The 12,782-nt window shown below is 66.6% G+C and carries 11 protein-coding genes; 1 reads left to right on the forward strand and 10 read right to left on the reverse strand.

Annotation, left to right across the window (positions count from 1 at the left end):
- Positions 1-60: 60 nt before the first annotated feature.
- The 9 genes from WJU18_RS13155 to WJU18_RS13195 all read right to left on the reverse strand — a co-directional run bounded on the left by WJU18_RS13155 (position 61) and on the right by WJU18_RS13195 (position 10,625).
- On the reverse strand, positions 61-1,704 hold the full coding sequence (locus WJU18_RS13155) for a GMC family oxidoreductase (RefSeq protein ID WP_423460487.1): 1,644 nt from the start codon (positions 1,702-1,704) through the stop codon (positions 61-63).
- 3 nt (positions 1,705-1,707) lie between these two features.
- Complete coding sequence (locus tag WJU18_RS13160) at positions 1,708-2,046, reverse strand: aldehyde dehydrogenase family protein (protein WP_423460488.1); 339 nt, start codon at positions 2,044-2,046, stop codon at positions 1,708-1,710.
- Entirely contained in the window at positions 2,019-3,179 is a 1,161-nt protein-coding gene (locus WJU18_RS13165; protein ID WP_423460489.1) for an aldehyde dehydrogenase family protein, read from the reverse strand. Before WJU18_RS13165 ends, WJU18_RS13160 begins: the two co-directional genes overlap by 28 nt.
- Positions 3,180-3,303: 124 nt before the next feature.
- Entirely contained in the window at positions 3,304-4,302 is a 999-nt protein-coding gene (locus WJU18_RS13170; protein WP_423460490.1) for a TRAP transporter substrate-binding protein, read from the reverse strand.
- Between the two features lie 36 nt (positions 4,303-4,338).
- A complete protein-coding gene (locus WJU18_RS13175) occupies positions 4,339-5,616 on the reverse strand; it encodes a TRAP transporter large permease (RefSeq protein ID WP_423460491.1) in 1,278 nt (425 codons plus the stop codon).
- The gene (locus WJU18_RS13180) at positions 5,613-6,146 is read right to left on the reverse strand and encodes a TRAP transporter small permease (RefSeq protein WP_423460492.1); all 534 of its coding nucleotides are present in this window, start codon (positions 6,144-6,146) and stop codon (positions 5,613-5,615) included. The genes WJU18_RS13175 and WJU18_RS13180 overlap by 4 nt, the downstream gene beginning before the upstream one ends.
- Before the next feature lie 7 nt (positions 6,147-6,153).
- Positions 6,154-6,441, reverse strand: a complete 288-nt coding sequence (locus tag WJU18_RS13185) for a hypothetical protein (protein ID WP_423460493.1) — start codon at positions 6,439-6,441, stop codon at positions 6,154-6,156.
- A complete protein-coding gene (locus WJU18_RS13190; RefSeq protein ID WP_423460494.1) occupies positions 6,438-8,429 on the reverse strand; it encodes a hydantoinase B/oxoprolinase family protein in 1,992 nt (663 codons plus the stop codon). Before WJU18_RS13190 ends, WJU18_RS13185 begins: the two co-directional genes overlap by 4 nt.
- Before the next feature lie 18 nt (positions 8,430-8,447).
- Positions 8,448-10,625 (reverse strand): hydantoinase/oxoprolinase family protein, encoded by a 2,178-nt coding sequence (locus WJU18_RS13195; protein ID WP_423460495.1) that lies wholly within the window; start codon positions 10,623-10,625, stop codon positions 8,448-8,450.
- 139 nt (positions 10,626-10,764) lie between these two features.
- Here WJU18_RS13195 and WJU18_RS13200 point away from each other — a divergent pair, with 139 nt between their 5' ends.
- Positions 10,765-11,703 carry a LysR family transcriptional regulator gene (locus WJU18_RS13200; protein ID WP_423460496.1) on the forward strand — a complete coding sequence of 313 codons (939 nt, stop codon included), beginning with the start codon at positions 10,765-10,767 and terminating at the stop codon, positions 11,701-11,703.
- Positions 11,704-11,734: 31 nt separating this feature from the next.
- Here the strand turns inward: WJU18_RS13200 and WJU18_RS13205 are convergent, their stop codons facing one another.
- The gene (locus WJU18_RS13205) at positions 11,735-12,712 is read right to left on the reverse strand and encodes a GMP reductase (protein ID WP_423460497.1); all 978 of its coding nucleotides are present in this window, start codon (positions 12,710-12,712) and stop codon (positions 11,735-11,737) included.
- Positions 12,713-12,782 lie beyond the last annotated feature (70 nt).

The raw sequence follows: 12,782 nt of genomic DNA on the forward strand, positions 1-12,782 counted from the left end.
ACCCTACGGTTTCCGTGTGCCTTCCGGAAGAGTATAAGAGCCTCTTGAAAGCCTAGGAAATCAGGTTGAGCCCGCTATCAATTTCTTGCCTAGCAGATCGTCGGCCGCGCGCTCGGCCATCATGATGATGGGCGCGTTGGTCGGCCCGCGCGTCACCTGAGGCATGGCCGCGCCGTCAACCACGCGCAGGCCCTCGACGCCGCGCACTCGCATGCGCTGGTCGAGCACGCCCTGCGCTTGCCCGTCCGCGGCCATGCGGCAGGTGCCCACCGGGTGGTGCAAGGTGATGGCGGTGCTGCGGATGAAGGCGTCAATGGCTTCGTCGCTGGTGGCCGTGATGCCCGGCGCCAGTTCCTCGGCGATGAACGGCCGCAGCGGCGCCTGCGCGCCGATCTCGCGCATGCGCCGCACCATTTCACGCACGGCCCGTTGGTCTGCCTCGGTGGCCAGGAAGTTCTGGCGGATCAGCGCCGGCATGGCCGGGTCGGTGCTGGCCAGGCTCACGCTGCCACGGCTTTCCGGGGTGAGGAACACGCCCTTGATGCCGAAGGCGTCCACGTAGGGTTTCATGAAGGGGCTGAAGTGCGGCCCCGCCGTCATGGGGGCGGCGGCCAGCATCAGCAGCGCATCGGGCAGCGCGAGATCGGGCTGGCTGCGCACCAGCCCGACGGTGGCGGCCGGCACCTTGCTCGACAAGCCAGTGCCGAACATCCAGGTGCGCAGCAGATCGACCCCGATGCGGTCCAGCCGCAGCGTACGCCACAGCGGTCCGGGCGCGCCTGCGCGGCGCCAGCGAACGTCGCAGACGATGTGGTCCTGCAGGTTCTGGCCCACGCCGGGTAGTTCCACCAGCGTGTCGATACCATGGCGGCTCAACTGCTGCGGCTCGCCGATGCCCGAGAGCATCAGCAACTGAGGAGAGTTGATGACGCCGCCGCAGAGGATGACTTCGCGCCGCGCACGCACGGTCTCGAGTCTGCCCGCCGCAGACAGCTCGATGCCCACGGCGTGCGGCGCATCGCGCGGCCCCTCGAACAGCACGCGCCGTGCGAGCGCCCCCGTGTGTACTGTGACGTTGCCGCGAGCCACGGCCGGGCGCAGATAGGCGCTGGCCGTGCTCCAGCGCAGGCCCTTGCGGATGGTGGTTTGCATCGGGCCGAAGCCTTCGATGCTGTGGCCGTTGTAGTCGTCGTTGCGCGGATAGCCCGCCAGGTCGGACGCTTCCATGAAGGCGTCCAGCAGCGGATCCTCGTAGCGCAGCTTCGTCACTGCGAGCGGGCCGCTGCCGCCGCGTAGTTCGCTTTCGCCCGCTTCCCACGACTCGGCGCGCTTGAAGTAGGGCAGCACATCCTGGTAGGACCAGCCCGACAGGCCGAGGCCTTGCGCCCAATGATCGAAATCCTCGGGCGCGCCGCGCGCGTAGGCCATGCCGTTGATCGAGGTGCAACCACCCAGCACCTTGCCGCGCGCGCATTCGATACGGCGGTTGTCCATGCCCGGTTCGGGCTCGGTGAAATAGCCCCAGTCGTAGAGCCGGTGCTTGAGGATCAGTCCCCAGGTCAACGGGATCTTGATGATGGGCGAGCGGTCCGCGCCGCCTGCCTCCAGCACCAGGATCTTCAGCGACGGATCGGCGCCGAGGCGATAGGCCAGCGTACAGCCGGCCGAGCCCGCGCCGACGATGACATAGTCATACTCTTGCATCGCCTAACCCAGTTTTACGTTGACGTTCTTGGTCTGGGTGAACTCCAGCAGCTCGGCGAAGCACTCCTCGCGGCCTATGCCCGATTGCTTGATGCCGCCGAACGGCGCGCCCACGAAATGCTGGCTGACGTTGTTGATCCAGACGTAGCCCGTCTGGATGCGGCGTGCGGCGCGGTGGGCCGTGTTCAGGTCCCGCGTCCAGATCGAGCCCGTGAGGCCGAACGGCACGGCGTTGACGGTCTCGAACAGCGCCTGCTCGTCGGACCACTTGAAGACCGACATCACGGGGCCGAACACTTCCTCGCAGGCCAGCTTCATGTCGGGCCGCATGTCGGCGAACACCGTGGGCTCGTAGAAAAAGCCGCCCCCAGTGCGGGGTCTTCGGGCTGGCGCCCGCCCGTCACCAGCCGCGCGCCCTCGGCCAGCGCGGAAGCCACATAGCCCTGCACCTTCTGCAGCTGCGCGCGGCTCACCAGCGAACCCATGGTGGTCTTCGGATCGGTTGGAATGCCGGGGCGGTGGCGCCCGGGCAGCAACTGGGCCACTCTGGCCAACACGCGGTCGTGCATGCTCTCGTGCAGGAACACCCGGCTCGTGGAGCCGCAGCTCTGGCCCGACCAGGTGAAGTTCATGCCCGCGATGATGCCGTCGACCAGCCGGTCCTCGTCGGCGTCGGGATAAGCGATCAGTGCGTTCTTGCCACCCAGCTCCAGCAACACGGGCTTGAGGTCGTCGGCCGCCGCGCGCATCACCGCCTTGCCGGTGGGCACGCCGCCGACCAGCGTGATCTTGCGCACCAGCGGATGGCGGCCCAGCGCCTCGCCGCATTCACGGCCGCCACACAGAAAGCCGACCACGCCTGGCGGGAACAGGCCGCCGACCAGCTCCGCCAGCCGCAGCAGCGACAGCGGTGCCTGGTCCGGTGCCTTGATGATGACGGTGTTGCCGGCGGCCAGCGGTGCAGCCAGCCGGGCCGCGGCGAACATCAGTGGGTGGTTGTAGGCGACGACACGCGCCACTACGCCCATGGGCTCCTGCACGGTGTAGTTAAGGTGGCCGTTGCCCATGGGCAGCGTCTCGCCTTTGATCTCAGTCGCCAGGCCTGCGAAATAGTCCAGGCAGTCGGCAGCAAAGCCTGCGTCGTGCGCCAGCGCGGTGACCGGGTTGCCGTTGTTCAGCGCGTCGAGCAGGGCCAGCGGTTGCGCATGTTCACGCAGCACGGCCGCGGCGCGGCGCAGCAGCCGGCCGCGCTCGGCCGGCGGTGTGGCGGCCCAGGCCGGGAAGGCCGCATGCGCCGCGCGCACGGCGGCGTCTACGTCGTCGGCGTCCGCTACAGGCGCCGTGGTGATGGGCTCGTTGTAGGCGGGGTTGAAGGTCTGTGCGTAGCCGCCGGCGAGCGGTGCGTGCCAGGCGCCAGCGTAGTACAGGGCATTGTGGGCGGGCAGGGTGCCCTCGGGGATGTCGCAGGTGCGCATGGCAGTCTTTCGGCAAACAAAAGCCCTGCAGCGCGCCGGACAATTGGAAGGCGCGCCGTGCTCGGGCGGTCAAACAAAAAAAGCGGACCTCGGGTTTGGTCGGAGGCCCGCGCTCAGGTGCGGCTTAGGTACGGTACTGCGCGCCCACGCGGCGGATCAGCTCGTAGTCCTGCCGCGCCGCTGCCGTCAGCTCCTTCATCGCGACGGGAATCACGGTGTCCAGATAAACCTTGGCATCGGCGGGCGAGAATTGGATGAACTCGCCGCCGCCCTTTTCCCAGATGATCTTGGCCTCGTCGATGCGCGTCTTGGCGCGCGGGCCTGCCACGGCGGCGTCGGTCTGGCGCGCGGCTTCGCGCAACGCGGGCTCCAGCGCGCCCGTGGACTTCAGGAAGGCGGGGCTGACCAGCGCCACGGAGCAGATGAAGGTCGAAGGCAGCAGCGTCTGTGCCTTGGCGACGTCGTAGTACTTGAGGGCCGAGGGAATCGGGGTGCCCGAGTAGACGCCATCGAGCGTGCCGTTCTGGAAGGCCGGCAATACTTCGCTGAGCGACATGGCCACAGGGTTGGCGCCCAGTGCGCGCAGTTGCGCCATCAGCAGCGCAGAGCCGGGCACGCGGATCTTCTGTCCCTTGATGTCAGCCAATGTGCGGATGGGCTTGCGCGAGACGATGCTGCACTGCGAGTGCGCGAGCACGGTGAACAGCTCCACGCCCTTGCCTGCGGCGATGGTGGACAACTGCTTGCGCACTTGCGGGTCGGCCAGCACCTTGATGCCCTGGTCCATGCTGTCGAACAGCCCCGGCACGGCCAGCGCCGCGAAACGTGGGTCCAGCCCTTCGTACATACCCGAGGCGTTGAGCACCATCTCGACGGTGCCCATGCTCACGCCCTCCACTGTGCGCTGCGCGTTGCCGAGCTGGCTGGCCGGGTAGACCTGGCCCTTGACGCGGCCCTGGGTCGCGGCCTCGATGCGCTCCTTGTAGGCGTTGAGCCAGTCGATGCCCAGCTCCGCCTGGGTGGTGGCCGACAGCTTCATGGTGAAGCTCTGCGCGCGGGCCAGCGGCGCAAAGCCAAGGGCCGTGAGGCCGGCGAGCTGCAGCAGGTGTTGGCGACGATGCATGTGTTATCTCCGAAGAAATGATGTGGCAGGAATGAGTCAGTTCAGCAGCCAGCGGGCGCTGGCCAGCGAGATCTCGGGGATGTAGGTGATCAGTCCGAGAGCGACGAGATAGATCAGCAGGAAGGGCATGATTCCGCGGTAGATGGTCTCCAGCGGCAGCTTGAGCACGCTCTGCGCCACGAAGATGTTGATGCCGAAGGGTGGGTGGAACAGGCCGATGGAGAGGTTGACCGTGACGATGATCCCGAAGTGCACGGGATCGACGCCGATGGCCGTCACCAGCGGCACCAACAGCGGCGAAAGCAGCAGGATGGCCGACAGCGGATCCATGAAGCAGCCCACCACCAGCAACAGCACATTGATGCACAGCAGCAGGCTCCAGCTTGGCAGGTCCGGGCCTGTGAGCCAGGCCGTCATCGCGGCCGGCACCTGGTTGACCGTGAGCAGCCAGCCGAACACGCTGGCGCAGGCGACGATGATCAGGATCTGGCCCGTGAACACCGCCGTGGCCGCGGCGCTGGCCAGGATGTCGCGCCAGGACAGCTCGCGGTACACGTACTTGGCCACCGCGATCGCGTACACACAGGCCACGGCCGCGGCCTCAGTGGGCGAGAACACGCCGCCATAGATGCCGCCCAGGATGATGACCGGTGCGCCCAGAGCTCCCAGCCCGCGCACCGTGGCGGCCCAGAACGCGGCCAGCGAGAAGCGTTCGCCACCGCCGATGCCATTGCGCCGCGCATACCAGACCACGTAGGCGCATAGCATGCCTGCCAGCAGCAGGCCAGGCAGCACGCCGGCCGCGTACAGGCGCGGCACCGACTGCTGGGCCGCCAGGCAGTACATGATCATCGGGATGCTGGGCGGGATGATGATGTCGATGGCGCCCACCGCGGTCAGCAGGCCCGCGGAGAACTTGTCGGGGTAGCCGCCACGGCGCAGCGCGGGCAGCATGGCGCGGCCGATGGTCGCGACGGTCGCCGCGCTCACCCCCGAGATGGCGCCGAACAGTGCCGAGGAGCCCACTGTCGTCACCGCGAGGCTGCCTCGAACCGAGCCCACGCCGGCGTTGACAAAGCCCACCAGGCGCTCAGCCACGGAGCCGCGCCCCATCAGCTCGCCCGCGAATATGAAGAAGGGTACGGCCAGCAGTGCATAGGCATCCACCGCGCCGAACAGCGTCTGGTGCAGCGCTGGCAGCGGTATCTGCATGAAAAACATCAGCGCCGCGCTGACAGAAGCCAGCAGCACCAGGAAGATCGGAAAGCCCAGCAGCAGCAGGGCCACGGGCAGCAGGCCGAGGGCGAAGCTCATTGCACGCCCTCCGCCAGGGCGCTGCGCTCATCAAGGCGCGGCGCGCTGGCGCGCCTGAACAGTTGCGCGAGGCTCACGAGCGTCATGCAGGCGAAGGCCAGGCCGACCACGCCATGCGGAATCCACAGCGGGATATGCGCGTTCTCGCTGACGCTGCCGATCTGGTGCATGCGGATGGCGTAGCCCGTGGAAATCCAGCAGACGAAGCCGCACAGCACCACGGCGCCCACGGACTCCAGTCCGTCCAGCAGGCGCCGCATGGCGCCGGGGAAGTAGCGCGTGAGCACGTCCATCCGCAGATGCTGGCGGCGCGCCATCGCGACCACCGAGCCGAAGAAGGCCAGCGCCACCATCAGGTAGATCTGCAACTCATCCGCGCCCTCCAGCGAGCGGCCGAACACATAGCGCGCGACCACGTTGACGAAGTTCATGGCCACGGCTGCCAGCAGCGCGCAGGCCAGCACGGTCTCGAGCCAGCTCGCGCCGCGCTCCAGGACATTGGCGTCAGCGCCTGGGGAAGAGGATGTCATGTCGCCATCAACCCAGCAACTTCCAGCCCCGGCCGCCGGCTTCGTCCTGCGGCACGATCTCGGTCATCAGCAGGGCAAGGCATTTCGGGCATAACGTCTGGCGCAGCACGATGGGCCGGTCGGTGAAATGGCGGGGGTCGGCGTGGATGCCCGGTCCCGCGGCCTGCGACGGACGCTCGCGCACCAGCGCGCGCGCCAGCGGCGCCTCGCCCGCGCTGCCCAGCGGCTCGCCGCAATGGCCGCATTGGGTCGAATGCCCATCCTCGGCCAGCTTGATGTTGTCGTCTATGTTCATGCCAGTTCTCCAGATGAAGCAGGGGCCGGTTCGGCGCGCTGGCGGCGCAGGCGCTCGCGCGCGGCGCCCGTGGCCGATGTGTCCACGGTGCCATCGGCCAGCAGCACCACGCCGTAGATCTCGGCCGCTGCGCGCGGCGACACTTTGTGCGCGGCGATATCGCGCGCGACGAGGATGGGGTTGCGCAACAGGGGATCGCCATAACCGCCCCCGCCCTGCCAGTGGGTGAAGTACACGTCGCCAGCGTCCAGGTTCGTCTCCAGGTGCTGTTGCAGCACCTGGGCCGTGCCGCCGACCTCATCGAGTGAGGCCGGAATGTGCCCGCGCGCCAGCATGCTCCGGGCATCGGCCCCGCGCACGAGCACGTCGTGTTGCGTCGCGGCCGGGTAGCCGCCGCTCAGGCCCGTGGCCTGTGGCAGCGCCTTGCCCGTGGCCGAGACCACCAGATGCACGCCGCCGATCGGCGAGTCGTAGGGGATGAAGCAGCTCGATCCGCCTGCGCCGCCGCGGAAGCGCCCGGGGCCGCCCGAATCCATCTCCTCGCGGCGCCACAAGTACAGCATCGGGAAGCTGAACTCGTTGATCTCCACGTCGGCGACGCGGCCCATCGGAATGCAGTTCAAGCCGCCGGTGTCCACGCCGTCCTGGTCAACGCGAGCGCCGAGGCCGCCGGCCATGGAGTCGCAGACCATCGTGACGAATGGGTTGCCGCGCTGATCCAGTCCGGCCAGCAGCGCCAGGTCCCAGGTGCCGCAGCATACGCACATCAACGACTTGCGATGCTCCGGATGCACTGCCAACATGTTGCCCACGCATTCGGAGACCACGTTCTGCGTGGCCCAGGCCGAGGCGACGGAGGCCTTGCCTATGCCCGCGGGGAAGTTGCAGTTGTTGATCGTGCCGGGCTCGCTGACGATGTCGAAACACCGGTAGATGCCACCCGGCGCCCAGGGAATGTCACCGCACAGCATGGTCAGCACGATGGGCATGATGCCGCCGCGCAGCCCTGCCAGCGTGCAGTTGGCGAAGCCCTCGACCTCCTTGTCGGTGCCCGTGAAGTCGAAGGTCAGCCGCTCGCCGCGCTTGCTCATCTTCAGCGCGATTTTGTAGATGTTGCGGTCACCGCTGCGGAACGAATCCTGGTGCGCGACGCCGCTCCACTCGCCGTCGGGCAGCTCGCGCAGCTTGGCTTTCAGGCGCGATTCGGCATCGTTCATCATGCGCTTCATCACGGCCTTGATGGTCTTGGCGCCATACTTGGCGATCAGTTGTGTCAGGCGCTCTTGCGCGATGTTGTTGGCGCCGATCTTGGCGCGCAAGTCGAGCGCGATCAGCCGCGGCACGCGTGAGCGGCGCAGGTACATGTCCTCGATGTCGGCGCGGATCTCGCCGTTCTCGACGATCTTCACGGGCGGCACGGGCGTGGATTCCCAGAACACGTCGCGGCCCTCGACCGACCAGCTTCCAGGCGACACCCCACCCAGGTCCACCTGGTGACAGACTGCCGCGGTCCAGGCGAACAGTTCTCCGTCGTGGAACAGCGGGGCCATCACCGTGGCGTCGTTCTGGTGCAGCCCGCCGCCGACCCAGGGATCGTTGCAGAAGAACATGTCGCCTTCGCGGATGCCAGGCCGCGCTGCGCGGTTCTCCAGCGTCCACTTGGCGGCCATGTCCACGGACGCGGCCAGTTGCGTGTTGTACAGGCCCACGATGACGGAGTCGCCGCACTCGTCGAGAATGGTCGCGCCGAAGTCGTTGCAGTCCGTGACCACCACGGAGCCCGACATGCGCTTGAGCGCGTCGCCCATCTCCTCGGCAATGGCCGCGAGGCGGTGGCGCACGACCTCGTAGGTCAGAGGGTCCACCGCAGCCACGTCGGCGTCGCTGACAGCGTGAAGGCGCACGCCCGAGGCCAGTTCGCGCGTCTTTTCAGGCGGCTTGGGGCGGTACGCGAAGCGTTCCGAGCCGGCGATATTGATCAATGGCATGGCTTGTCTCCTGTGAACTTAGTCTGTGTAGCGAAGTACGAGATTGCCGAGGCGGTCGACTGTTCCCGAACATCCTTGCGGAATGGCCACCGTGGTGGTCGGCGCTTCCACGACCGACGGTCCCTGGATGCGCGCGCCGGCCTTGAGCGTGCGGTAGTCGTAGACCCGCGCCTGTTGCCAGCCGTGCTGCACGTCGAGGAATACCTGGCGGCTGCCGCTGGGCTGCGGCTCGCCTTGCGCCGCCTCAGCCTGCGGCAGATTCGCGCGGATGGGCAGGGCGCCCACGGCGCGCACGCGGTAGGTGATGGCCTGCAGGCCCGCGTCGGCAAAGCCCGAACCCTTGCCATAGAGCCGCTCGTACAGCGCCTCGAATCGACACCCGACCTCGCGCACGGCCTCGTCGTCGAGTTCGCCCTGCGGCACGGGCGTGGTCACCTCGGCCATCTGCATGGTGTAGCGCATCTCCACTTCGCGGTGCATCTGCACTTGGGCGAATTCCAGGTTCTGCGCACGCAGGCGCTCGCGCACTTCCGCTTCAAGCTTGGCGAAGACGGCATTGACCTCGGCCGCGGGAACCGGCCAGTTGGCGGGATCGGACGCCTCGGCGGTGAGCACGATGTCCGAAGACGCGAGCCCGTATGCGGAAAACACCGCGGCCGTGGCACCGAGCGGCACGATGACCTCGGAGGCTCCGATGTCGGCCGAATAGCTTGCCGCATGCACCGGCCCCGCTCCGCCATAGGAGTAGATGGCGAAATCCCGCGGATCGAAGCCGCTGTTGACGACAACCTTGCGGATGAGGTCGGCGGTCTGTGCATTCTGGATGGCGTAGATGGCCGCCGCGCTCTGCTCCACCGTCAGGCCCAGCGGCTCGGCGATCTTCGTGCGGATCGCCTCGGCGGCCAGTTCGCGCGAGAGCTTTTTACGCCCGCCCAGGAAGTTGTCGGGATTGATGATGCCGAGGATCAGGTCGGCATCGGTCACCGTGGGCTCAGTGCCGCCTTCGCCATAACAAGCGGGACCGGGCCGCGCGCCCGCGCTGCGTGGACCCACGCGCAGGTTGCCGCCCCCGTCGATCGACGCAATGGCCCCGCCGCCGGCACCGATGGTGTGCACGTCGACCATGGGCGTGTTGATCTGGTGCTGGTGCAGCACCGTGGTGGTGGTTGTGACCGGCTGGCCGTCGAGCACCAGGCCGACGAGAAAGGTCGTGCCTCCCATGTCGGTGGAGATGATGTTGCGGTGGCCCAGCGCCTCGGCCAGTTGCGTGCAGCCCACGATGCCGCCCGTCAGTACCGACCCCAGCGTGCTCACCGCGTGGCGCGGCGCATCCGCGGCCTGCACGCAGCCGCCCGAGCCTTGCATCACCAGCAGCGAGCCGCCGAAGCCGCGCCCGCGCAGCTCCGCCTCCAGCGGCCGCAGGTAGGCGGCCAGCTTCGGGCCCACCTGCGTGTTGATAATGGTGGTCGAGCTGCGCGCGTACTCGCGGATGCGCGGGCTCACCTCGTGCGATACGGCCACGTACAGCTCGGGCGCCACCTCGCGCACCAGCTCGCGCACGCGCAGCTCATGGGCGGGATTGCGGAAGGACCATAGCAGCGATACGGCGATCGATTCCACGCCCTGTGCGATGAGGCGCCCGATGGCCGCACGCGTGCCTGCCTCGTCGAACGGCGCGACGACCGCGCCCTTGTAGTCCACACGCTCGTTGATCTCCTCGATCAGATGGCGCGGCACCAGCGGCGCTGGTTTGTTGGTGCGCGAAATGTTCTGGATCTCGTCAGGGCCCAGGCCGGCGTAGCGGCCTTCCAGGTTCATCATCGAGATGGAGTCGGCATGCCCGCGCGTAGTGATGAAACCCACCTTCGCGACGTTGCCGGTGACCACTGCGTTCAGGGTCGACGTGGTGCCATGGATGATGTAGTTGGTCTGCTCCAGCAACTGCCGCGTCGCGATGCCAAGCTCTGCGGCCAGATCGTCCAGCACGTTGAGAAAGCCCTGGGAGAAGTCCGGCGGCGTGGACGGTGACTTGGCTGCCGCCAGGCGGCCGTCGTCGCTGGCGACGAAACCGTCCGTGAAGGTGCCACCGGTGTCGATGCCGATGATGTAGCTCATGTTGCTCCTTTCGTTGTCTGTCTTCCATGGCCCTGCGCGGGACACGGCGGCCCTGGTCACGCAGCGAGGCTGGCATGCCATGGATTCGGCGAATGGATTCTGGGTTGACGTCTTACCCCCGTCCAATTCAAAATCTCGCCCGAATTCATAGTCTTTTGGCTATGAAACGGCTCAAATAATCAGGGAAAACCATGAATTCCCCATTCACCTCACTTAGGCCATGCGCGGTTTCGATGCCCAACTGACGCTTCAGAAGCTGGAGGTCTTCTGCACCGTGGCCGAGCTGCAGAGCGTGACCCGCGCTGCCGCCCAGCTATGCGTTTCGCAGCCAGTGGTCACTGCACACATTCGCAATCTGGAGCAGCGGCTCGGCGTGCCGCTGCTCAAACGCGACGGCCGCGGCATCGTGCTGACCGAGGCCGGCGGCAGGGTGCTCAAGTGGGCACAGGGGGTGGTCACACGCACCCGCGAACTGGAGCGCGAACTCGCGGGCGCGCTGGCCGAAGGGCCAGGGCAGGCGCTGGTCGCCGCCTCCATGAGCGCGGGCTCCTACCTGCTGCCCGGCGTGGTCTGCGACTTCCACGCACTGCACCCGGAAGGCCGCGTGCAGATTTCCATTTCAACCCCTCAGGAGGTTCTGCAGGCCGTGCGGGCCGGGGGCGCCGATTTTGCGGTCAGCATGATCCTGCCCGAGCAGGACATGGACGGTCTCGTTGTGCAGTCGCTATGGAACGAGGCGCTGCTGCTGATGAGCGCCCCGGACAGCCGCTGGATCGGCGCTGCCGCGCAACGCGGCGAGTTGCAGCAGGCCCCCTTCATCAGTACCTACAGCAAGGTGATGCGGCAGTTGGAGGAGGGACAGGTGCGCGCCAATGGCATCGCGCCGCGCCGCATCGTCATGGAACTGGGCCATCCGGCGGCCCAGATGGAGGCCGTGCGGCGCGACGTCGGCGTCTGCTTCTTCCTTCAATCGTCCGTGCAGCGGGAGATCGATCGCGGCGAACTGCGCCACGTGCTTACGCCGGACGTGCACATGAGCATTCCCTTGTACCTGGTGCGGCGCAAGGATAAGGAACTGTCACCGTTCCAGCACAAGCTGTACCGCCATATCGAGGCCGCCCGCCCGCCTGGTGTGCAGGCGTTTTCCGGCCAAGCCTGAGAACGTGTTCTAGGCGGGCGTGGACACGTTCTTACATCAGCAAATGCTCGCCGGCGTTGTCGCCGCCGAGGATCACGTAGTTGACCTTGCGGATATCCAGGAGCTTCTTGCCGCCCGCGTAGCTGATGGAGCTTTGCACATCCTGCTCCATTTCAGTCAGCGTGTCGGCCAGTTTTCCCTTGATCGGTTCCAGGATGCGCTTGCCTTCCACGTGGCGGTATTCGCCCTTGTTGAAGTCGCTCGCGGAGCCGTAATACTCCTTGAACAGCTCGCCGTCCACTTCCACGGTACGGCCCGGCGATTCCTCGTGGCCGGCGAAGAGAGAGCCGATCATGATCATCGTGGCGCCGAAGCGGATACTTTTGGCCACATCGCCATGGCTGCGGATGCCGCCGTCGGCGATGATGGGCTTGGTGGCGACGCGGGCGCACCATTTGAGCGCTGAGAGCTGCCAGCCCCCGGTGCCGAAACCTGTTTTCAGCTTGGTAATGCAGACCTTGCCCGGCCCCACGCCTACTTTGGTGGCATCGGCACCCCAGTTTTCCAGGTCGATCACCGCTTCAGGAGTAGCCACGTTACCGGCAATCACGAATGATTCGGGCAACTTGCCCTTGATGTAGGCGATCATGTCGCGCACCGTGTCGGCGTGGCCGTGGGCGATGTCGATGGTGATGTATTCGGGCGTGAGCTTTTCCGCGGCCAGTTGGTCGACGGTAGCGTAGTCAGGGCTCTTGACACCCAGCGAAATTGAAGCGAACAGGTCTTGCTTCTTCATTTCACGCACGAAGGCCACGTTGTCCAGATCGAACCGGTGCATGACGTAGAAGTAGCCGTTTTTGGCGAGCCAGGCACAGACCTTCTCGTCCACCACCGTTTTCATGTTCGAGGGCACTACCGGCAGCTTGAAGCGCCGGCCGCCAAATTCAACGCTGGCATCGCATTCGCTGCGGCTTTCCACGCGGCATTTGCGCGGCAGCAGCAAAACGTGGTCGTAGTCAAAGATTTCCATGAATTCCAAGCTCCATTCTGTTTCGGGAAATGGGCGCTTGGCTTGGCCGGTACTTGTGGATGGCCCACAA

Origin of the sequence: Ottowia sp. VDI28 (assembly GCF_049532675.1) — a bacterium.
GTDB lineage: Bacteria > Pseudomonadota > Gammaproteobacteria > Burkholderiales > Burkholderiaceae_C > Ottowia.